The sequence below is a fragment of the Microcoleus sp. EPA2 genome, assembly GCA_020882975.1.
Taxonomy (GTDB): domain Bacteria; phylum Cyanobacteriota; class Cyanobacteriia; order Cyanobacteriales; family Microcoleaceae; genus Microcoleus.
Genome location: JAHRFD010000012.1, coordinates 20113 through 44029, shown reverse-complemented (window position 1 = coordinate 44029; position 23917 = coordinate 20113). Strand labels below are relative to the sequence as shown.

Sequence of the window (23917 nt, the reverse complement as noted above, 5' to 3'; positions counted from 1 at the left end):
TTTTTTTTCACTAACTCCTGTATTTTTGCACCCACTCTAAAATTTTTTCTTCTTCAAATTTCTTAGCCAATTGAGTTAGATGGTTAGCAAAAGGCAGATATTTAACATCAAGTTTGCCCAGTTTTTCTGCTTGTGTTTGAATACCTGCCAAGTCTCCCATCATCGCTAAATCAAATAGTATATTTATTTCTCCTGGCCCAGGAGCAATCATTTCTTGAGATAGAATTTTCGACGATCCTTGGGAGACTTCAGAGTCAGCGAGCCGATTTTCTGATTGCTCATAGATCCATTCTAAACCTAAATGAACTTGCAGGCAATCTAAAAGTTCTTCGACTCGAATCGGCTTGGAAAGAAAAGCATTACATCCGGCTGCCAAACTTTCCTGTTTCTCAGCTTCATAAACACTAGCAGAAGTGCCGATCGCGATCGCATCTTGCAACTGGGGCAACTTGCGAATTTGTCGCACCGCTTCAAATCCGTCCATCACCGGCATCACCAAATCAATTAAAATGCAATCCGGCTGAAATTCCTGAGCTTTATTCAAACAATCTTGCCCGTCGATTGCCTCAATAGTTTCAAAACCCAAAGGTTCGAGCAAATTCACTAAAACTGAGCGATTCTCCCACTTGTCATCGGCCACCAAAATTTTTTGAATAGCGCCCTTAAAACCCGTGATTATTTGTGGCAAATACTTGTTATCTGTGTCACAATCAACTTCCGGTAACTCCAACTCAAACCAGAAAATACTACCTTTTCCCAAAGTGCTTTCTACCTTCAATTCACCACCCATTATTTCCACTAATTTGTGGCTAATAGCTAATCCTAATCCGGTTCCTTCCGTATGGCGCGGAGTATTTCCCACCTGTTCAAACGGCGAAAATATCTTTGACAATTCATTAGTGGCTATCCCAATACCAGTATCTTCGATTTGAAAGCGAATTTTAACATTTGTCAGGTTTGTGGTGAGGACTTCTGTCCTTTCACTTGCTGAAATTTTAAAAGTAACACCGCCAACTTCAGTAAACTTAACTGCATTGCCGATCAAATTAATCAAAATTTGTCGCAACTTCTTTTCATCAGTGGCGATCGCCCTGGGAATCGCTGATAAATATTCGCAGTTAAAAGCTATGTTTTTTTGGCTAGCCCGGATACGACAAATCGCAGTTATGCCTTGAATAAATTCGCTCAAATTAAACTCTGTCGGTTTTAATTCCATCTTCCGCGCTTCAATTTTAGAAATATCTAAAACATCCTCAATTAAAGCCAGCAAATGTTCGCCACAGCGGTGAATAATCCGAATTCCATCTTGTTGTTGTTTGGTCAAATGTTTGTCTCGTTGGAAGATTTGAGCGTAACCTAAAATACCGTTTAGTGGCGTTCTCAATTCGTGGCTCATATTAGCCAAAAAGTCGCTTTTAGCAAGACTGGCTGCTTTGGCTGCTGCTTCGGCTTTTTGCCTTTCTTGAATTTCTTGAGACAGCAGCACATTTTTTTCTGATAATTCCTGGGTGCGTTGTTGAACTTTTGCTTCCAGAGTCAAGTTAGATTCTACTAATTGTTGGTTAGCCGTTTCTAGGTTAGCGTAGAGACGGGCATTTTCCAGGGCGATCGCAGCTTGGGAAGAAAGCAGTTTCAAAACTTCCAAACGTTCGGCTGTAAAAGCGTCGCTTGTCAAGTTATTTTCCAAATACAGGATAGCGGTTAATTTGCCCTGATAGACGATCGGCGCGCATAACAGCGATTTTGGCTGGCGTTCAACGATGTAGGGGTCGTTGTTGAAAATTGCCTCGCTGCGGGCATCATTTAGCACAACATCTTGCTGAGTGCGATCGACATAATTAATCACCGATCGCGGATAAGCATACAGCAATCCCGCATCTTGGCGAATCGAGACTTCGCCGTCAACTTCTCCCGCAGCTTCTACGACAAACTCACCGGATTGTGACGCGATGATACAACCAGTTTGGGCACCAGCATTTTCCAGCAAAATTCTCATCATTTTTTCCAGCAAAGAATCTAAAACAATTTCCCCGGAAATAGCAAGAGATGCTTTAATTACTGTAGCGAAATCTAGAAAATTGTGACCGCTGGTGGCGGTGGAAGAAGTCACAGTAAAAGTGGGATAATTGGTGAGCAAAGAAGTGTCAATTTCCGGCATCCGCACAATTAACTGCGGATATCGTTCCTCCAAATCAGCAACTTTCCCATTCGCGCCCCAGCGGATGTAGCAGTAATAAGCATCCGTCATATAGGTTTTCGCAACTTTCTCCCTTCCCAGAGACAGATAAAACTCGGCGGCTAATTCATTAGCTAAAGCTTCTTCCTGAATGTACCCCTGTTCGCCGGAATGCTGGATTGCGCGATCGTAATAATTTATCGCCCGATCATTGTCCCCCAACACCCGCGCCTTTTCCGCTTCCACCAACTCGTATTTATGCAGAAAATTCATCGGTGCATGAAAAGCCCAATCCTGCATTTTTTCCTGATTGGCTTCCACTTGCTGCAAATATTCTGCTTGAGTATCAGCAGTTGGATATACAGCTAATAAAGCCAGCGAATAGTAAAAATTGTGTACAGCAACATACATAATCCCCAATATAGATTGAATGTATTTTAATGCTTGCAAAATGTTAGCAACAGATCCAACACTATCTTTCAATAAATAAAGCAGAATTGCTTTAGCTATATACAAATGAAAAAGTGTCCAACCATTATTAGCAACTTCCAACTTTGACAGCAAACTAACTTCATCAATTGCTTCTCCAATTAGCCGATACTTATCAGTTGCTAAACCTTGCAAATTTAAATTTAGTTGCCTTTCTACATTTATTTCCAGCGCAATATATGGATTCCCTATTTCTTCGCTCAACTTTACATATGATAATTGCTTGTTAAATAACGATTCTAGTTCCCCTCCACTCAAAAAGAGATAGATGGAATAGTTACTAAGACAATAACCAACATAGTCTAAACAGCCAAACTCAAGTCCATTCTGCAACGCATCTTGCAACGGAGCCAAACTTTCTTTGGCGTGTTCTTTCCACGGTCTAATAAAAGAGTTAAACATATTGTAAACGGAACAGATAAGTGGCTTGCCATTAAATATATCTAACAATTTCACAGCCAACTTGCCTGCGTGATATCCTTTTTCAATTTCTCCCAACGCACACAGTATAGTCCCGTACCAAACATAGGATAAAGCAGCTATTGCTGAATAACCTCGTTGAATGCAAAGATTAACTTGAACAAAAACAATTTGGACACCAATCTCTGGTTCTACACCTAAAGCCGGAATAGTAATAGATTGCAGTAATTTGATGACTGCTATCAGCTCAGGCTCGGTCATTTTTGGTAAATTGTCTAAATCTTCAAACTCAGGAAGTATCACCTCATTCCCAGCCAAATTCTGGATAGTTGAGCGGGAAAAACCCAGAGTTGCCAAAGCTTGCAATCCCGTATCCAAAGCTCTCAGCATCTGCAAGGTGTTTATATACATTTGGATTTTAATCTCGTATACCTTTACCGCATCTAACTGAGTAGTAGCTTGCTGCAAGATTAACTCACCCATAGTTTCAGCTTGCTGTAAATTGGTATTCAGATATTCGGCTTCCATTGCCTCTGTATAAAGAGCCAGAGTCAAGTCATAATGATTCTGCCAACTTGACTGAACTTGACTTGACTCCCCACCAGTGCGATAGAGAAAATTTAGGAGTTCAATTCCCCGATTAAAATACCTGAGAGCAGCCTCAAAAGCTGCTGCTTCCTTCGCTTTTTGACCTGCCATCAGATTGAGTTCTGCTAACTCAATTTTTTCTGGTTCAGAATTCAGTAGGGGCAATCCTCCTGTGCTTCCATCGATACCGAAATTCAGTTGATTTACCAGAGCAAAAATATTGTCTTTTCTGGCATCAGCAGGAGTATTTTGCAGCAGCAATTTACCTATTTTTAAGTGAGTTTCTTGTTTCTGCTCTTGGGGGATTAAAGAATAAGCTGCTTGCTGCACTCTGTCATGCAAAAACTTATAGTCAACCTTCACATCTTGCAGCCCTGTCGGCCCGGTTTCTGCTCCTTCAAAAACCAGCGGAATTTTGTAATCGTTGCTCAGGGGCAAAATCAAACCTGCCTGAAGCGCATCCCAGAGGTCTAAGGCTGTTTCTGTCTGAGATTTTTCGCTAACAATTGCCAGCACTTGTAAATTAAACTGGTTGCCAATACAAGCTGCTAATTTTAATGCTAACTGGGCCACCGCCGGCAATTTTCTAATATTTCGAGCAACTAACTCCACCACATTGCAGTCAGTAATTCCAATCGCTTGGATTTGTTCGATATCCCACTGCCACGCGCCCGATTGAAAGTCGTAAACTAACAAATTTTCTTGATACAGAGTTCGGAGTAATTGAGTGAAAAAGAAAGGATTTCCTTGAGTTTTGTTGAAAAGTAGCTCTGCCAGCAGCTCGATTTTTTGGGAAAATTGACATTTCAAAGTATCAGTTATTAATTCTTTGACATGACGTAAATTTAATGGTTCGAGAATGATGTTGCTGACGATTTGTTTGGTGGCTGCTTGGGTTGTGGTGATGTTTTCAATGGTGACCATCAGCGGATGGCTGGGACTGACTTCGTTGTCTCGATAGGCTCCTATTATTAGTAAATATTTGGTTTCTGAGTCTGTCACTAGCAGTTCGATTAATTTCAGCGATGCGGAATCAGCCCACTGTAAATCGTCTAAAAAAATCACCAGAGGGTGTTCCTTGGCGGTAAACACGCTGATGAATTGTTTAAATACTCGATTAAATCTGTTTTGTGATTCTGTTGGTCCCAATTGCGCTACTTCCGGCTGTTTGCCTAGAATTAATTCAATTTCGGGAATCACGTCTGCCACAACTTTGCCGTTAGCTCCCAAAGCTGCTAGGAGTTTCTGTTGCCAAGTTTGGATGGAGGCATCACTTTCTGTTAGTAACTGCTGAATTAATGACTGGAATGCTTGAATTAAAGAAGCGTAGGGAATATTGCGTTTAAATTGGTCGAACTTCCCCGAAATAAAATAGCCGCGCTGCCGTACAATGGGTTTCTGCACTTCATTGACGATCGCAGTTTTGCCAATCCCCGAATAACCGGAAACCAGGATCAATTCTACCCCCCCAGCCCCGCTTGCTAAGGAAGAAAGCCCCCCTTGATTAAGTGGCGACTCCGAAAGCCCTACTTGATTAAGGGGCGACTCCGAAACCCCTACTTGATTAAGGGGCGACTCCGAAAGCCCCCCCTTAATAAGGGAAGGCGACTCCGAAAGCCCTACTTGATTAAGGGGCGACTCCGAAACCCCCCCGTTAATAAGGGAAGGCGACTCCGAAAGCCCCCCCTTAATAAGGGGAGGCGACTCCGAAAGCCCCCCCTTAATAAGGGGGGGTTGGGGGGGGTTTCCACCGCTAACTCTCTCAAAAGCGCTGAGTAAAGTAGCTACTTCGGTTTCTCTACCGTAGAGTTTTTGGGGTATGAGCAATTGACTGGCCCGATCGGCATTTCCGGGAATAAAATCAGATATAGTACCACTGGGTGCTTGCAGCTTCGCCAGACAAGTTTCTAAATCAAACTTTAAACCTTCAGCAGTTTGATAACGATTTTCCGCTGTTTTCGCCAACAGTTTCATCACAATTCCAGAAATTGCTTCGGGTATTTCGGGATTTAAACTCTGTGGAGAGGGCGCGGTGCGGGCGATGTGACAGTGAACTAATTCTAAAGGGTCGATCGCACTAAATGGTAATTCACCAGTCAGCATCTGATAAAAAGTGACACCTAACGAATAGAAATCGCTGCGATAGTCGATCGCCCGATTCATTCTACCAGTTTGTTCGGGCGACATATAAGCTAACGTGCCTTCGAGCAAGTTAGCATAGCTGGCAGTTGCGTTTTCTCTAATCAAGCGGGAAGCGATGCTAAAGTCAGTTATTTTGACGCAATTATTGCTGGGATTTATGATGATATTTTGAGGTTTTATATCTTTGTGAATTATTTCATTTTTATGAATACTGTCTAACCCTTGAGCTAGCTGGATACCTATTTCTAAAAAAAGCTTTAAAGTCAGTTTTGTATTTCTCAGAAAATCAGATAAACCAATACCCCCGCAGTCTTCTAATATTAGTGCAATAGCATTTTGATGATTTTCGGTTCGATAACAATTGATGATTCCCGCGATGTTTTCTAGGGGTTTTCTAATTTTATATTCGTGTCTCAACCGAGTAATTTCTTCGAGAGTGGGATACTCTGCGATCGGTATTTTGACAATGACAGGCAAGTTATGTTTTTCCCAGATTCCCCGATAAATAACCGTATTGACTCCCGTATAAACTTTTTCAGTTATTTGATAGCCTGTTAGGAAAATCATATTTTAATCATTTAGATGTGGGGATAGGTTACTAGATTATAGTATGGAGTCTTTAGGATTGTCATTAAGTATATAGCTTGGTCTTAAATAAGCATGAATATCTAAGTAATATCGCGTAGAAAGGCAACCCATAAACTGTCATGTCCCCCTCTGATTAAGGGGGGGACATGAGGGGAGGAAAATTGAATGGATGGCTGGATGGAGAGAATTGCCCCCAGGGTCTCTGGGCCTGGGGACGAGTAATATAACTGTTTAAAGCGATCGATAAACGCGATAGTTGATTTCAGGGAAAATATTGTCAATCTCCTCAACTTTCTCCAACCAACCAGAATCTACTTTCCTTTGTTTTACTTCATCATAGAGTTTGTGAAAGCGCATTAAGTGCGATCGAGTCCGTCGCACTGCATAGGGGACCATTGTCCCTGTACGCATGATAAACGCCCAGTCAGAAGATTGAGCTAACAACACTTCCCGCGCCGCCTGATTCAAAGCACGACATTGCAACTCATCTTCCGGTTCCATACTTCCCAACTCAATCATCCGTTCCGCAGCCTTGTGCAAATGGGGGTAAATCCAAGCATTCGTATCGTTCAACCAATACTCATGGAAACCGCGATATCCCCAACTAGACTGGGAGGGGCGACAAACTTGCTGAGTCGGATTGGCGCGCAAATAATCTGCCAAATGGGTCATCTCGTAGGTATTTTGGTCGTACCAACTCTTGCGGAACAGGTAGTCTAAGAACCAAGGCCCTTCGTACCACCAGTGACCGAAAAGTTCTGCGTCGTAGGGGGAAACTATAATCGGTGGGCGCTGCATAATGCCGTTGAGGTGTTCGACTTGGCGTTCGCGGTTGAAGGCAAAGTTGCTGGCGTGTTCGGCGGCTTTTTCTCTCGCCCAGTATGGATCGTATAACTGTTTGTCGCCTAAACTTAGTCCGCGACCGGTGATTTTATGATACTTAATCCCGGTATTTTTCCGCTGGCCGTTGGGCATGATGTAGGGCTTTATGTACTCGTAATCTGCTTCCCAGCCCAAATCTTTGTAGAATTCTCGGTATTCTGCTGCACCTGGATAGCCGACTTCCGAAGACCAAACTTGCTGGGAAGATTCGTGATCTCTACCGAATGCTGCTACTCCGCTTTCGGTGAAAATGGGGGCGTAGCTACCGTAGCGGGGGCGCGGGCGGGCGTAGAGGATGCCGTGGCCGTCTGTGAGGAAGTATCGTAGACCCGCGTCGGCTAACATTCGCTCTAAGCCTTCGTAGTAGGCGCATTCGGGTAGCCAAATGCCGTTGGGACGACGGCCGAAGTTTTGTTCGTAGTTGTCGCAGGCTACTTGAATTTGTGCCCAAACTGCTTCTGGGTACATTTTCATCAGCGGTAAATAGCCGTGGGTGGCTCCGCAGGTGATGATTTCGAGGTTGTTGGTGTCTTGGTGTTGTTTGAAGGCTGTGACTAAATCTCGATCGTACCTTTCCCAGAAGTTGCGGACTTGAGAGAAATGGGTGGCGTAGTGTTCGGCTAAGTAGCGGAGATGACCGTTGCCGCTATTGTGTGACCTTTCCAGTTCGATTAATTCTTCGAGTTTTGCCAGGTGCTCGTCGAATCGGTCTTGTAGCAGGGGGTCCCGTAGCATGGCAATCAAGGGCGGTGTCATGCTCATGGTAATTTTAAAGTCGATGCCGTCCCGCTTTAGTCCTTCAAAAACTTGTAGTAGCGGAATGTAGGTTTCGGCGATCGCCTCAAACAGCCATTCTTCTTCTAAAACATAGTCGCTTTCGGGATGGCGGACAAAGGGTAGGTGGGCGTGAAGCACGAGGGCGAGGTAGCCAGTAGTCATAATTATTTTGATCCAGCAGTTAATAAACTGACACGAGTTAGGAACTGTTTTACAATATCTTAAGATTTTATGGGGCTTCAGACCCATTTATTTGGTAAATGGGAGCCATAAAGTGCCGTGTTTTTTTTAATTGCCGTTTACGAGTTCGCTTAATGCGAGCAAATTTTGCTTTTCTTGTTGCTGTCGGATGAGGGTTGCTGCTGTTTGAGAGTCTAGAGGTTTTGAGAAAAAGTATCCCTGGGCGTACTCGCATTTTAACCCTTTGAGCAGGTCAAGCTGTGTGGCTTCTTCGACTCCCTCGGCTACTACGTCCATGCCTAAATTGTGCGATAAAGTAACGATCGATCGCACAATTTCTGTGGGGTCAATCTCTCCTTTGCTGATATCAAATTTGACTCCCATTCTGCTGACAAAAGAACGGTCTATTTTTAAAGTATTGGTCGGAAAGCGGTGCAGATAGGACAGGGATGAATAACCGGTGCCGAAATCGTCGATGCAAAGGTGTATGTTGCGGGCTCTGAGTTCCACCAGCATGGCGGTAACTGATTCGGAGTTTTCTATGAGTACGCTTTCTGTAATTTCTAGTTTTAAACTGCTGCCTTCTAGGTCACTTTCTTCTAGCACTTGGTCGATGTATTCAATTAAGTCTGGCTGAGAAAACTGTTTGACTGAAAGGTTGACGCTGACACTCAAGGGGGGGTTGCTGGGAAATAGCTGCTGCCACTGGCGGATTTGCTGGCAAGCTGTACGCAGCACCCAGCGGCCCAGGGGTACGATCAGTCCGGTTTCTTCGGCGACTGGGATGAATTCGGCTGGGGAAACTAATCCTCTTTCTGGGTGCTGCCACCGCACTAAGGCTTCAAAACAGCTAATGGTGTTGGTGGCGATCGAGACTATGGGCTGGTAGTGAATAATAAACTGGGGCGCTGGGGACAAGGGAGGTAAGGAAGGTTTGGGGCATTTGAGGCAGAGAAGGGATTGGGTGGAGTCTTCTGAGGTTCTGTATTCCCCAAGTTGCTGTTGTCCCTCATCTTCTTCTCTGGGGCGGTCTCGAATCGATTCGGCGGCGCGTCGCAGGTCGTTTTCTAGCTGCAATAGCCGCAAAGCGTGGGCGTGCATGGAACTGTTGAATACTTCGTGGCGGGCTCTGCCTAGTCCTTTTGCCCGGTACATGGCGGTGTCGGCGTCGCGCAGCAGATTTGTCGATTCGATGTATTCAACGGAACTCAGGGCGATACCGATGCTGGCGGTGATGAATACTTCGTGTCCGTCTAGAACCAAGGGAGCACTGATTCTCTGTTGGAGGCGATGGGCAATATTATTGGCTTCATTGATGCCGTCGATATCTTCTAGCAGGATGGCAAATTCGTCGCCTCCGAGGCGAGCCACTGTATCTCCCACCCGCAAACAGGTTTCTAAACGTCGCGCGCTGGCGATTAGCAGTTGGTCGCCGATGGCGTGGCCGAGGGAATCGTTGACTACTTTAAATCTATCTAAATCGAGAAACAGCACTGCAAATAAGTATTCTTTGCGTCTTTGGGCGAGTCTGAGATCGTGTTCGAGTCGATCGATAAATAGGGCTCGGTTAGGCAGTCCAGTCAGCCCGTCATGAAAGGCGTCGTGGAGTAGTTGTTCTTCGGCGAGTTTGCGCTTGGTGATGTCGTGACAGTTGACTACTATTCCTTGGACAGCCCCATCGTGTAGCAAGTTGGTGGCTACTGCTTCTAAAAAACACCATGAGCCGTTGCGGTGGCGGACTCGGTACTCGAGAGGGGAGTGACTTGTCTTGGGGTTTTGAATTACTTTGTTGAGTGTTTCGGTAATCAGGGCTCCGTCTTCGGGATGAACGGTATCAAAAACGCTCCGCCCGATCGTCTTTTGGGGTAAGTATCCTAAAATTCGCTTGACGGAGGGGCTGACGTAGCGAAATGTGCCTTCACCGTCGAGAATGATTGTGATGTCTGTAGCGTTTTCGATCAGCGAGCGAAACCGCTGTTCGCTTTGACGCAGTGCTTCTTCTGCCTTTTTGCGTCCGCTGATGTCTAGGGCTACTCCGTCGATAATGATGTCGCCGTTTTCGTTTTTGGAAAACCGGGCGTTGTCTTGCACCCACTTCACCTCGCCGGTTTTCAAAATGATCCGGTATTGGCGATCGCACGGCTCTAGACTGGCACTGGATGCTGCTACGCTTTGGTCAAAGGAGTTTTTGTCTTCTGGATGAATGATTTCCATCAAGATTTCGGGACGCGCCATCACCTCGGATAGCTCGATGCCTGTCACTTCCCGCACCCCCGGACTGATGTAAGGCAGGGAAATCCTACCGTCGGGATGAATGATGATGCGGTAAACGGAGCCGGGGATGTTGGCTGCCATTGCTGCTAGCTGCTGCTGGATGCCAAGGACTGCTGCTTCGGCGCGCTTGCGTTCTGCTAGTTCGGTTTGGGCTTGCTGATAGAGTTCGGCTTGGTGGATCGCGATCGCGCACTGATCTGCTATTGCTTTGACTAGGGATACTTCTTCTGCACTCCAAGAGCGGGTGCGATCGCACTGGTAGAGGCAAATTCCTCCCAAAAATGACTGCTGGTAGAGCAGTGGTGCGATCGTCACTGCCTGAAACCCTACAATCTCTGCTGATGCTTGCAGAGACGGACCGAGGTTGGATAAGTCGTCGAGGGCTAGGGTTTCTCCTGCTGCGAGGGAGGAGCGGTAGTGTTCGGCAAAGTCGCAATTTAGCCCCAGGATCTGTTGTTTGTGTGCTGATTTGCTCATGTAGCGAACTATGATACCCCCGTCAGCATCTGGCTGCAAAATCCCGCAGCCGCTAGTTTCAAAAGCTTCATGGAGCTGATCTGCGGTGGTTTGTAGCACTTCGTCTAGCACTAGGGTTTCGCGCATGGCTTGGACAATGCGGTTGACGATCGCTTCTTTCTGAGCTTGTCGTTGAATTTTGGCGATCGCTTCTTGTCGCTGGGCGCGCATTTGATATTCTTGGAGCGATCTTTCTAATATTGTTGGTAGTCTAAATAATCTGCTTTTTAATAAGTAATCGGTCATGCCTGATTTGATGCACTCAACTGCGGCCTCTTCTCCCAAGCTTCCTGTGACTAAAATAAAAGGGATATTCCGATCTAATTCCTGCATCATTTTCAACAAGTCTAAACCGTTGAAACCTGGCAGCCTGTAATCGGACAATACAGCATCATATTTTTTGCCATTTTCGAGCAGTTCTCTACATTTTTTTGCCGTTTGAGCTGTGTCAAATGTAAATTTGATTCCTCCTGTTTCTAAGGCGATTACCACTAATTCTATATCTTCTGCCATGTCTTCGACAATCAATAAGTTTAACATAGCTTTTGGGGATTTATTTAGTAAATTTTTATGAAATATGTAATAGTATATAGCAATCTTAAATGATTTGTGAACTTCTCTTTATGTTCTCTGTGCTTTTGCTTTGCATCCTGTGGTACGGCTTTAAAAAATCTTGTTTACAAATGAAATAAGCTCGTCCTAGACAGGAAAAAAGGTTGAGACTGTTTAATTGAGTTTAAAGTAAAATGTTGCTCCTCCATCGAGTGTGCTTTCGGCCCAAATTGTACCGCCGTGGCGATGAATAATCCGCCAGGCGATCGCTAAACCGATGCCGGTGCCTTCAAATTCTCTCTGGGAGTGCAATCTCCCAAAGGCTGCAAACAGTTGATCGGCATATTCCATCTCAAAACCGACACCATTATCCTTGACAAAAATTGTTCCATCTGGTAAAGCATCAATAACTATTGTAGCTGGATTGCGTCCGCGACTAAACTTGACTGCATTGCTAATCAAGTTGCTGAACACCTGTTGGAGTAAGGTAGGATCTCCCGTCACCATAGGTAAATCTCCGATTTCAAATTCAACGGTTTGGGGAGTTTGGGTAACATCTGTGACTGTTCGGGGTTGAGCCAATTTAATCGCAGTTTGTACTAACTCGGTGACGTCGATCGGAATTTGGATTAACTCGGTGCGCCCCACCCGCGAAAGTGCTAGCAAACCGTCAATCAACAGACTCATTTTTTGGCTACTGTCATCAATTACTTGCAGATAATGAACTATTTTACGATCGCCCAGAACCTCCATTGATTGTAGTCGCTGTTTCAAGGCGTTGACAAAACCTGAAATGTGTCGCAAAGGAGCGCGCAAGTCGTGGGAAACAGAGTAAGAGAAAGATTCTAGTTCTTGATTGGCAAATTCTAATTGATCTGTACGTTCTGATAAAGCTTTTTTGGTTTCAACTAACTCAGTTATCTCGCGAGAAGTCCCAATTAAAGCATAAATTTCGCCTCTTTGATTTTTGAGGGGAATTTTAAACGTATCATAGTAATGAGTTCTCCCTTCAAAATTAAATTCTTCCTGCAAATGTAGAGTTTCACCAGATTCAAAAACTTGCATATTTTCTTGATAAAATTTTGCGGATAGCTCTGGTGGAAAACATTCAAAAACAGTTTTTCCTTGCATCTCTTTTCTATTTTGGAAACCCGCCATTTTTGCCAGAGATTGGTTAACAAAGGGCTGACGCATATTTTCGCGCTCTACAACAAAAATGCGATCGGGCAAAGCATCAAAGAAAGTCTCTAGTTCAGCGGTACGCTGGGCGACTTGAGCTTCTAAAGTTTCGTTAAGTTTTTGGAGTTCGGCTTCCGCTCGTTTGCGTTCGGTGATATCTTGACCAATGCCGATACATCTCCCGTCAGAAAGACGAATATTTGCCCATGAAGTGTCAATAATTCGCCCATCTCTCACTCTAGTTTTAAAGTCGGTCCATTTCTTATTGGCTGCTTGGATCTCATCCAAAACGTATTGGCGGTATTCTGGCTGGGGATAAAATTCGGCAAAGATATCGCGGCCTTTCATTGCTTCACAACTCCAGCCGAGCACTTGTTCCCAGTATCGGTTTACCCACTCTATTTCCCCACTGTCGCCCAAGAATGCGAGCATGACTGGTACGTTGTCGAAGATAGTTTGCAGCAGTTCTTTTTGTTGTTTTAAGGATTCTTCGGCTTGTTTGCGATCGCTGATATCGAGTACAGAGCCGATAACTTGTTTAATTTGTCCGTCTGGGGTTCTTTTGAAAATTGTAGAGCGATCGTGTACCCAACGCCATTCCCCATTTTTATGTTGAATTCTGTAGTCTATATCATCTGTTTCGTGAATGTTTGGGCTATTTGCTAGCCGCTGCATACCAGCGATTAATTTTGACATATCGTCAGGATGAATTAAGGTTGAAAGGGCTGCATTTCCCATGCTTTGTAATTCTTCAGAAGAGTAGCCTAATATAGAGAGTGCAGCTTCATTTGCATAAATGTTTTTGTTTTCTAATACATCATAAATATAAAGAAAATTGGGAATAGTTTTTAGGATACTTTCCAAAAGTTCTTGATGTTTTTGGAGTTCATTTTCTGCCTGTTTTCGCTGAGTTAAGTCCAGCACAAAACTGACACCAAGCTCCTGAGAACCTTCGGAAAATGCAGCCCCCAGCAGGACATGAACGCGGCTGCCGTCTCCTCGGATGTATTCTTTTTCAAAGGGACTAGCTTTGCTGGTGGCTTCTAGTTCTGCTAGTTTTGCTTCATCTTGGCTGCGATATTCTGGTGGTGTAATTTTTTGCCAGCTCAATTTTCGGCTTTCCAGGTCTTCTCGCGGGTATCCAATCATGTTTAAAAAAGCATCATTTGCGTCTATAACTTCACCATGTATATCCCAAAAGAAGATGCCTATCATGTTAGAATCAACAATGTTCCTAAATTTAGCTTCACTTTGTCGCAACTGGGCTTCTATTTGTTTGAGATCTGTGATGTCGCGGGCGATGCCTAGGACTGTTTCTACGCTATTATTTTGAGTAAATTCTGGAATTACTCGACATTGATAATATTTTTTGCCTGCGGGAGTAGGAAAGTCAAATTCTATGGTTTCTGGTTGACCGGTGCGGAAAACTTTCAGACAAGCTTGGTCCCACAGATTGCAAAGTTGGGGGGACATTCCTAATTCTTGGTTACTTTTGCCGATAAATTCTGAAGGTGGTTTTCCGGTGGCCCGTTGGACTTCTTTGTTGACGTAAAGGTGGCGCAATTCTCGATCGAACCGCGCGATGGTATCGGTGGCATTTTCGGCGATCGCGCTGAAAGCTTCTTCCCGCCTACGCAGTTCTTCTTGAGTGCGGTGACGTTCAGTGACATCTAGGGCAAAGGAGATAATCGAAACTACTTTTCCTTCTGCATCTGTCTGTGCTGAATTATTCCATTCACAGTGAATTACCGCTCCATCTTTAGTGTAGTTGCGGTTGTGGCAAATATTGCGAGGTTCGCGCCCCTCTAAGAGGTTATTTGTGACTAAGTTGACTAGCTCTAAATCCGCTTCATAGACTATTGATAATTCCTCAAAGTTTTTGCCGATTACTTCTGCGGTTTTCCAGCCAAATATGCGTTCTGCCCCGGCTGACCACTGAACTATCCGAAATTGGCAATCCCATTCTAAAACTGCCATCTGTGAGTTGTCCAGGTGAAACTCTAGTCGCGAGGTGGCTTGTTTTCTTTGGGTTTTTAACTGTTGCCGCAGTTGCTTGACTGTGGCAAGTCGCTCGCCTATTCTCTGTGAATGTTCTGGACTGATTTGCCCTATTAGATCGATAGTTTTTGCTGTTTCTGCTTCTAGTTCTTCCCAAGCTATTTCTAGGGCTGATTCCGCCTGCTCTAGCTCAGTGATGCTGTTGGGAAACAGTGTGGCACTTCCGACTGGAATTTCAGGCATATTTTTGATGTTTAGAAAAGTGTTACTTTGTGGTAATCAATTAATGATTTAAAGAATATATTTCAACTAATACCATTTCTCTAAAATCGTGCAACAATCTTTGACCCCCCTAACCCGCCCCTTATAAAGGGGAGGGACAAGACTACTGTTGCATTCTTTTTTAAAATTGGTATTACTCTTAAATTTTACATTTTTAATCATTAATTGAACCCCTTAAGCTGGCACTGGCTACAAGATACACTTGCCTAGTGGTCGGCAATTGCGGTTTGCGAGGCTGAACTTCCCCTAGCAATGCCTTACCACTGGCTGAGTCTGAAAAATCTTAACATATCTTTACAAAAGGTGGTGAGGGAGCTGGGGGCGATCGAAAAGTTGTGGGCGCGAGTTGTACTTGAGCTCTGGTGCATCGCTTTGGTTAATCAAAAGCTAAAATAAAGTTTAAACTGAATTAAGCTATGGTGCGCATTACCCCGTGGGGGGATGGAAAGAGCAATTAATCGATCGCGGTTGGCTCTCATCGTGAAAGCTTACCAAGGGATAACCGCTCCCATGCTCCCGTTGAAGTAAGAAGCAAATGTCGAGACAAGTCTTGGATTTGTCTAGCAGCAAACTATTATGCGTACAGGATTGTGCAGCTTGAGATGGTAATTGTCAAGCTTGAAAGTCGATCGAAAAAGTACCTCACGCTAAACAATCCCCAGATGGTAATAGAAAAAAAAAAGATTGACTGTGGTTAAAACCACCCGCGTCCTTTCCGTCCCTCGCTCTAACAACTCGCACTTTTTCTCACTTACCGAACTTTTTTATGACTGTTGCTGCAAAAGTTAAAACTGAGTACGAAGCCGTTATTGGTTTGGAAACTCACTGCCAATTGAGTACGAAGACTAAAATTTTTTCGAGTTCTTCCACAGAATTTGGTGGTGTTCCCAACACTAATATTGACCCAATTTGTATGGGAATGCCCGGAGTGTTGCCTGTCTTAAATGAGAAAGTGCTGGAGTATGCGGTGAAAGCAGGACTGGCTCTGCACTGTGAAATCGCACCTTACAGTAAGTTCGATCGCAAGCAATACTTTTACCCGGATTTGCCGAAAAATTATCAAATTTCTCAGTTTGATTTGCCGATCGCCACTAAGGGTTGGCTCGAAATTGAATTGGTTGATGAATCAGGCAATTCGACTCGCAAAAAAATCGGGATCACTCGCTTGCACATGGAGGAAGATGCGGGAAAATTGGTGCACGGCGGCAGCGATCGACTCAGCGGTTCTACTTATTCTATGGTAGATTACAACCGCGCTGGTGTGCCTTTGATCGAAATTGTCTCGGAACCAGATTTGCGATCGGGCGCAGAAGCAGCGGAATACGGTCAAGAATTGCGCCGGATCGTCCGCTATATTGGTGTGGGCGACGGGAATATGCAGGAAGGTTCCCTGCGCTGCGATGTGAATATTTCGGTGCGCCCGGTGGGTAGGAAAGAGTTCGGCACGAAAGTGGAAATTAAAAATATGAACTCTTTTAATGCGATCGAACGGGCGATCGACTATGAGATCGAGCGCCAAATTCAAGCTTTAGAAAACGGCGAAACCATATTCCAAGAAACGCGACTTTGGGATGAGGGCAAACAGTGTACTTTTAGTATGCGGATGAAGGAAGGGGCAAGCGATTACCGCTATTTCCCGGAACCGGATTTGCCTCCGATCGAGGTTTCTAGCGTTCAGTTGGCAGATTGGCAAGCTCAATTGCCAGAATTACCGGCCGAAAAGCGGCATCGCTACGAAACTCAACTGAGTCTTTCTCCCTATGACGCGCGGGTGTTGACTGATGACAAAGCAGTAGCAGAGTATTTTGAACAAGCGATCGCCGCTGGTGCTGCGCCTAAGCAAGCTGCCAATTGGGTGATGGGCGATATCACTGCTTATCTCAAAAACGAACAAGTGGCGATCGGCGAAATTCCTTTCCAACCCGATAATTTGGCCGAACTGCTGAAGCTAATTGAGGCTGGCACGATCAGTGGCAAAATCGCTAAGGATATTTTACCGGAGTTGCTAGCCAAGGGCGGTTCTCCGCAACAGTTGGTTGAGAGCAAGGGTTTGATCCAAATTTCCGATACTGGTGCGATCGCACTTGCGATCGATGCAGTTTTGGCTGCCAATCCCAAGGAGCTCGAACAGTACCGGGCGGGCAAAACTAAGCTGTTGGGCTTTTTTGTCGGCAAGGTGATGAAGGAGACTGGTGGTAGGGCAGATCCCAAATTGACCAATGAGTTGCTAGCCAACAAGCTCAACGGCTAAAAATTAGTTCCCAATAATTCTTCAACCCGCGCAGGCGGGTTTTGTTTATGTAGCTGCGGTTTGTAACCGCCGGGGCTGATAAATATTTTGATTTTTTCAAGAAAGGGGGTTGACCCCTCATTGCAGACATGATATATTATGTTATGTAGATGCACCCTGATGGCAAGGAGAGTCGCTTAGGCGACTCTCTATTTTTTGGGAATTTTTCTCTTTAGGCTTTTTTTTGCAGCGACAGGGATGGGGGAAAGCGGCTACAGGAAAGTAGCCTACCCATGACTAATTACCGATTACTGATGACCCATTACGGACTAATATCGACTTTAGTTAAAAATTTCACTAATTTTTATAATTATGACCCCACAAGCTAATGAGCTAATCAAACAGGGAATTTCCCAATATCAGGCACGGGAATTTGAGGCAGCGCTGGAATCTTGGGGACAGGCGCTGAGTCTGTATCGGGAAATCGATGACAAACGTCGATCGGGTGCGGCGCTGGGAAATATGGGAGTTGCCTATGAAGCCCTGGGAGATTTGGCGCGTGCGATCGACTGTTATCAACAGCATTTGGTGTTAGCGCGGGAAATTGGCGATCGCCGCGGTGAGGCGAATGCTTTGGGGAATTTGGGTAATGCTTGTTGTGCTCAGTTGGACTTTGACGGTGCGATTGAACACCAGCAGCAGCGTTTGGCGATCGCCCGCGAAACGGGAGACAATCGCGGGGAAGAGGAAGCTTTGGGTAATTTGGCCTTAGCTTTCGATGCCAAAGGAGATTTGTCTGGTGCGCTCCAGTGCTATCATCAACAGTTGGAACTCGCCCGCGCGATCGCAGACGATCGCATTGAACGCCACGCCCTCAAGAATTTGAAGCTAGCTTACAAGTATTTAGCAAATTACGAGCAAGCTAACTACTACCGACAGCAACAATTGGCGATCGTGCGACAAATGTTTTTAAGTCAGCAAAATAACGATTTTATACAACTTGCAGAAATGGTTGGTTTGAATCCGGTGGAAGATTTTGCCGGAGCAGATTTAAGCAATTTTGATTTGCAATATGCTGATTTTGCCGGAGCAAATTTGCGGAATGCCAACCTCAGCGGTGTTGATTTTACCCTAGCAGATCTCAGCGGTGCTTTGCTGAGCGGTGCTCGGTTAATTAATGCTACTTTATGCAATGCTAATTTGCGTGATAGCGAACTCAATGATGCTGATTTGAGCGGTGCTGACTTGCGGACAAAGTTGCCACGGGCTAATTTGGAAAATGCCAATTTAACTAACGCAAATTTGAGCAGTGCTTATTTACCCCATGCGAATTTAGCTGGTGCAAATTTGCAGGGTACTGATTTCCGCAATTCTGATATGAGCGGTGTTAATTTGAGCGGTGCAAATTTGAAGGGCGCTGATTTGAGCCGTGCGGATTTGAAAAATATTGTGGTCAAAAATGCCAAGTTTGCTGGTTGTTTGGGTATTTCTGAAGGGTTGAAAATTGAGTTAATGGAGGGGGGCGGAATTTTTGAGTAGATTTTTCTGGATTTGTCTATTGTTTTTTTCTCACAAACCGGGTTTTTGCCTAATATCGTTTACGGTTGGATCGGAATAATTTAACCGCAGAGAGCGCAGAGGGCACAGAGGAAGAGAATAGAGAGATGAATACAGGACGATACCAACGGATTTGATATAAGTCCTGAAAATCCAACAAAGTTTACAAATTAAACCTAGAAAAAAATGCTCCCTTGTGATAGATTAGAGATTAGACAGTCAAAATTTTTTTAATTACAAGCTGGTAGCGCCAGCAATTCTACCCGATATGCGATCGCTAGATTCTCATAACAAATATCCAGATTGCTTGTGGATGCAATTAGAAGCAATTCCAGTGTCGGCGACTCCAACAGCAACTCAGCACCTAGACCTTTACATCAGCCTCAATTTTAACGAACATTGGCAACCTTTGCTCGGTGGTAGGGTCAAATTTGGACTACAATCAGGTACGCTAAAATTAAATTTGGCAAACACCAAAATTACCCTGGCATCGTGTCAATTAGTCGGTGATTTCAAGCTATTGCCTATAGCAGAAAAAGCGCCGGAAAATCAGCGGGGCGAGGGAGTAAGCGATCGGCTCCAAAAAGATGAAACTGACTACACATCTTGCCACGTTTCAATCATGGAAGATGAGAGCCAACCCGGTTGGAAATTTGAAGTTAAACGGGGAAAACCCTTCTTGAAAGGTTTGTTAAAAAGTGCTAAAGTAGGAGAAGTGACAACACCCGAATTTAGGATTGAAGCAGTTTTTGAAGTAGCCAAAGAAGATATTTATGTCACAGATGCCGAAGGTTTGTGGCCCCACGATATTACCCCAAATCAACATTCAATTTTAGAAAGAATCCTGACATTATATTTGGCAACAAATCAACTCCAGCCAGCTCTGAGTTGGGCGCTATTGTGTGAGGATTCATCGGGGGTGAAAAGGCGCGATGTGGAAATTGTTCCGCAAACTGAGGAAGCGCTATTGCAGGAAATGGTCGATCGCATTATCGGGGCCGAAACAGCCGATTTTGCAGCATTAGCAAAAATCGCTAATCTTAATCCAGCACAGGATTTGGCGGGTGCTAACCTGCGGGGAACGACTTTGAATGCAGTGGATTTTAGTGGTGCAAATCTCGATCGCGCCAATTTCCGGGGTGCAGACTTAAGCGACGCAGACTTCAGCGATGCCAACCTCCAAAATGCCAAATTCAGCGGTGCAGATTTGAGCGGTGCTTTCTTAGGAAATGCCGATTTGAAAGGTGCAGATTTGTACAAAGCAAGTCTAGCTTTAGCTAATCTGGGCGGTGCGAATTTGGAAAATGCAAATCTAGTCGAAGTAAACTTAACCAATGCGAATCTGGGCGGTGCGAAGGTTGAGTCAGCCATATTTGGAAATAATTCAGGACTTTCCGAGGAGATGAAAGTGAATCTACAACAGCGGGGAGCAATTTTTCAGGAGGTTTAGTCCCTCGCACCTATCGACATTTCATGGTTTTTTTACCCGCTGTTGATATAGGAGGTAATTGCAGGATGGGTAATATCAATTACGGTTGTATCGGAATGATTTAACCGCGAAGGCGCTAAGGACGCGAAGGAAGAGAAGAGAGAGTTTAATACAGGACGATGAAGAGAGGATTTGATATAATTTGAGATATCGTTAGCGATGGATCGCTCTCGGTAAACAAGAGCGATCGCAGTTCACTAAAACCAGTTATCCCTCATCTTCTAACTTAACAGGAGCACGCCCAGAAATCACAATAAACCCAACTGATTCCAGAGTCAGACGCGGCTGACGAATTCCCGCCAAAACAGCTTGACTTAACATACTTTCTGTGCTAATTTCATCGGTCAACACCGACTCTAAAAGTTGTTCGGATGGAGACAGCCGATGCAAACGCAAATGCAATTGATTTACCCGGTTTTCTAGTTGCATTGCAGCAGTCTGAGCCGATCGCTCGCACATTTCGACAAAAGCCGATCGCCCACGCAGCAATTCCTCCGATCTCATCCTTCCCCGTTGACAAAAATCATCCCATTCTAGCGGATCGACAAAACTGTCGAGCATCGCCGTCCGATTTTTTGACAAATTATAATCTCGATTCGGGCCACCTTTCCCCTTATAAGGCCGCTGCAAAATATTCAGAATTTCCTCGTCTTCCACCAGCAACATCGGCTCGCTGCGAGCATCCACAAACACCGTTTCAAAAACAGGCAGAAACAGAGCATCAGCCCGTCTTTGCAAAGCTTTCAAATTGTAATTTTCGATATTTTGAGTTTGCAACACCTCGGAAGCAGGCTGCAAATCTGTCTGGATTGAATAATTAAATTGTAACCCAAACCACTCCTTACCTTCCTCCGCATCCCAACTTTCATCGTGACGCCACAATGCAAAAGCTTGACCCCGATCGTCCCAGCGAATATAAGAACTAAGCGCATCGATCAATCCCTCACCAATGCGGTAAAGAGCGACATCCGAATTTTGGTGAGCAACGCGGCGATTGTAACTACCATATTGCTGACAATAGGGAATTAATCTGGTTCTCAAATCATTGGAAGGAATCAAGGTTTTTTGACTAGGTTGATAGCGCACCAACCCCGATATACTCGGATGTTCAACCTGTTTGAAATTCAGAGCTTGACAGAGCCAGCCTTCCGTCGCCCGCTGCATTTCTTTATGTTTAGCATCGCAATCATCGAGGGATTGAAAATACTCAGATGCACTTTCCTCAAACAGGTCAATTTCATCCAAAACCTGTTGTTCGTCAATTTTGACTTTGGCGGCGACGATTTCAGTTTGGATTAATTCAATTTCGCTAGCTAGGCCTTTTGCTCCTTCTGTCAGCAATTTTTCTTCAAGTTTTGGCATTTTTTCATTGACATAAAACTGAAGACTAGCAATAGATTTGTGGAAGATATCAAACCCATCTTTTAAAACTTGAAACCAAGCTTCGTGGGGACTTTCTGGCAAATCTGGGCCTGCAAACAAACAAAACTGCACTCCCATTTTGCTACCAATGCGATCGACTCTACTTAATCTTTGTTCTAACTGATTGGGAAGCCACGGTAAATCGAAGTGAATTAACCAATCCACAAATTGCAGATTTATGCCTGTTTCCGCTGAACGATCGCAGACTAGGATAAAGCAATTTGGCTCAGTCTTAAACCGTTTCAAATTCGCTTCAACATCCGCGGCTGATTTGCTAGTCTCATGGGTGGCGATCGCATTTTTACCCAAAATCTTCGCTAAATTTTCCGCAATGGCTTTACAAGTTTCATTAAAACTGGTAAAGATGACTATTTTGGGGAATTTATCACCGGGAAGCGGTCTTTTAATTTGCTGTTGAATTCTGGACAACAAATCGCGAGGTTTGCTGTGATACTCCGGTGGAATCTTTAAAGCAACGCCTAGAAATCGGATAATGACAATTCTCAACAAACTCAGTCTGTCGGTTCCTTCCTGGGGCTTTTCCAGGGCATTGAGCAAAGATTCTAAGATGGCGCTTTCTCCTGAAAACATGGCGGTTTGAGTCACAATCCCCATGTACTTTTGCCCAAATTCGCGATCGAGTTCCGCCGTCGATTTCTTTTGTAAACGAGCTTTCACAACCCGTTCCAAAACATTCAACCAGGTACCGGAAGTGCGGAAAAACAGCAGAAATATTTTTTGATAGGTGGTCTTATTAGGAGCGAGAGTCCGCCATTTTTCCAGGATACTATGAATTTCCGACCACTGTTCGTCATTGAGATCGTACTCAACTTTGGGGAGAGTATCTCGATCGAAAATCACATCTTCCACTGCGTCTCGGCGATTCCGAAGCATTCGGCGGTACAGACGATAGGTATCGCTAACGTGGGTGCGAATACTTCTGACAAGGCGATCGCATTCTGTGGTTGCTTCAGTTTTCCAACAACTTTCTAATTCATTGGCTAATCCGATTAAATAATCATCTTGAGCAAAAAAAGTGCGGAGTTGAGCGAGTTTTGTTTGCAAAACCCCAGGGTTGGTTTCTGCTCGAAAATCCAGCAAGGCGCGCCCGATTTCCTGGCGATTTTGCACCTGTTCTTTGAAATTTGCCAAATCATCAAGACGGTAAGTTGTGGGGTCTAGCAAGTGTAACATTGTGAGAAACTCTTGCTCGTGTCCCAAAACTGGTATCGCAGATAATAACAATAAATTTTTGCTTTTGTGAGCTAGGGTTTGGCAAATTTCAAAGCACTGCTTCTGAGTGCGATCGCCGGAATAAGCCATGGCCGCCAGCTCATGGGCTTCATCTACAATCAGAAAATCTAGATTAGCATTGCGACTAACTTGATTAATTTCGCTAAGAGAAACTAGCTGGACTCGATCGGCAAAATGAGACAAATAGAACTTATTTTCTAACTCATCGCGCCACTGCTGAGTTAGGTATTTGGGAACCATCACCACAGCGCGCCCATTGGGTTCATCTAGGAGAAATTGGCGGAGAATTGTCCCAGCTTCTACGGTTTTTCCCAATCCTACTTCGTCTGCTAATAAATAGCGTCCAATGGGGTCTTCTAGGACGCGCCGCACGACTTCAACTTGGTGAGGATAGAGGTCTATGTTGGCAGAAATTAAACCTGTCATACCGCGGCTGACGGCGCGCTGGGTGATGGTAGATTGAACGAAGGCGAGTCGGCGATCGTGAAAATAGGGAGTTTCTTGACCTTTGACGGCTAAAATGTCGATCGGATCGGCGATCGGGATATTGCAGCGAACATAAATATCTGTTTCGACAGCTTGTATGCTTTGACTATCAGGGAGGTCGATGTCGTAGAGCATTCTATCTTCATCCCAGTCATAAATCCGACCAATGATCCAGCGCTCCAAGGTGGTGCTCCAGAGGTAGCATCGAGTTTGGCGCTGAAGTCTGGCTTCTTGGAGCAAGCCTAGGGGTACTGTTTTGCTAAGGCGGTTTTTAACTGAGCAAAAATATTCAATTAGGGCTTCGGTGCGGGATAATTCGACCACTTTTCCGACTCCCAAATCGTTTTTAGGCGATCGGACCAAGGAACCAATATCAATCATAGTTGAAAACCCTTTCAAATTCGGCGATGAACATCGCTTCTAAACAACCAAAGTC

At 44.7% G+C, this 23917-nt stretch carries 8 protein-coding genes; 3 read left to right on the top strand and 5 right to left on the bottom strand.

Going from position 1 to position 23917, the window contains the following annotated elements; translation table 11 throughout:
• Positions 1-10: 10 nt before the first annotated feature.
• The 4 genes from AAFP14_RS12920 to AAFP14_RS12905 form a co-directional block, all read right to left on the bottom strand.
• Entirely contained in the window at positions 11-6382 is a 6372-nt protein-coding gene (locus tag AAFP14_RS12920) for a hybrid sensor histidine kinase/response regulator (protein ID WP_341732656.1), read from the bottom strand.
• A 252-nt stretch (positions 6383-6634) separates the two neighbouring features.
• Positions 6635-8224 carry a glycoside hydrolase family 57 protein gene (locus AAFP14_RS12915; RefSeq protein WP_341732655.1) on the bottom strand — a complete coding sequence of 530 codons (1590 nt, stop codon included), beginning with the start codon at positions 8222-8224 and terminating at the stop codon, positions 6635-6637.
• 126 nt (positions 8225-8350) lie between these two features.
• Complete coding sequence (locus tag AAFP14_RS12910; RefSeq protein WP_341732654.1) at positions 8351-11572, bottom strand: EAL domain-containing protein; 3222 nt, start codon at positions 11570-11572, stop codon at positions 8351-8353.
• Positions 11573-11758: 186 nt separating this feature from the next.
• Positions 11759-15004: a PAS domain S-box protein gene (locus tag AAFP14_RS12905; protein WP_341732653.1), complete on the bottom strand. Its 3246-nt coding sequence runs from the start codon at positions 15002-15004 to the stop codon at positions 11759-11761.
• 805 nt (positions 15005-15809) lie between these two features.
• Here AAFP14_RS12905 and gatB point away from each other — a divergent pair.
• The 3 genes from gatB to AAFP14_RS12890 all read left to right on the top strand — a co-directional run bounded on the left by gatB (position 15810) and on the right by AAFP14_RS12890 (position 20280).
• A complete protein-coding gene (gatB, locus tag AAFP14_RS12900) occupies positions 15810-17294 on the top strand; it encodes an Asp-tRNA(Asn)/Glu-tRNA(Gln) amidotransferase subunit GatB (protein WP_341732652.1) in 1485 nt (494 codons plus the stop codon).
• Between the two features lie 351 nt (positions 17295-17645).
• Entirely contained in the window at positions 17646-18812 is a 1167-nt protein-coding gene (locus tag AAFP14_RS12895) for a pentapeptide repeat-containing protein (RefSeq protein ID WP_341732651.1), read from the top strand.
• Positions 18813-19098: 286 nt separating this feature from the next.
• Positions 19099-20280 carry a pentapeptide repeat-containing protein gene (locus AAFP14_RS12890; RefSeq protein ID WP_341732650.1) on the top strand — a complete coding sequence of 394 codons (1182 nt, stop codon included), beginning with the start codon at positions 19099-19101 and terminating at the stop codon, positions 20278-20280.
• Positions 20281-20526: 246 nt separating this feature from the next.
• Here the strand turns inward: AAFP14_RS12890 and dpdE are convergent, their stop codons facing one another.
• On the bottom strand, positions 20527-23862 hold the full coding sequence (gene dpdE / locus AAFP14_RS12885; protein WP_341732649.1) for a protein DpdE: 3336 nt from the start codon (positions 23860-23862) through the stop codon (positions 20527-20529).
• Between the last annotated feature and the right edge of the window lie 55 nt (positions 23863-23917).

What these genes read in the sequence shown, in the direction of transcription:
- dpdE (WP_341732649.1), bottom strand. Translation starts at nt 23,862, where the DNA reads ATGATTGATATTGGTTCCTTGGTCCGATCGCCTAAAAACGATTTGGGA.
- AAFP14_RS12890 (WP_341732650.1), top strand. Translation starts at nt 19,099, where the DNA reads ATGCGATCGCTAGATTCTCATAACAAATATCCAGATTGCTTGTGGATG.
- gatB (WP_341732652.1), top strand. Translation starts at nt 15,810, where the DNA reads ATGACTGTTGCTGCAAAAGTTAAAACTGAGTACGAAGCCGTTATTGGT.
- AAFP14_RS12910 (WP_341732654.1), bottom strand. Translation starts at nt 11,572, where the DNA reads ATGTTAAACTTATTGATTGTCGAAGACATGGCAGAAGATATAGAATTA.
- AAFP14_RS12905 (WP_341732653.1), bottom strand. Translation starts at nt 15,004, where the DNA reads ATGCCTGAAATTCCAGTCGGAAGTGCCACACTGTTTCCCAACAGCATC.
- AAFP14_RS12915 (WP_341732655.1), bottom strand. Translation starts at nt 8,224, where the DNA reads ATGACTACTGGCTACCTCGCCCTCGTGCTTCACGCCCACCTACCCTTT.
- AAFP14_RS12920 (WP_341732656.1), bottom strand. Translation starts at nt 6,382, where the DNA reads ATGATTTTCCTAACAGGCTATCAAATAACTGAAAAAGTTTATACGGGA.
- AAFP14_RS12895 (WP_341732651.1), top strand. Translation starts at nt 17,646, where the DNA reads ATGACCCCACAAGCTAATGAGCTAATCAAACAGGGAATTTCCCAATAT.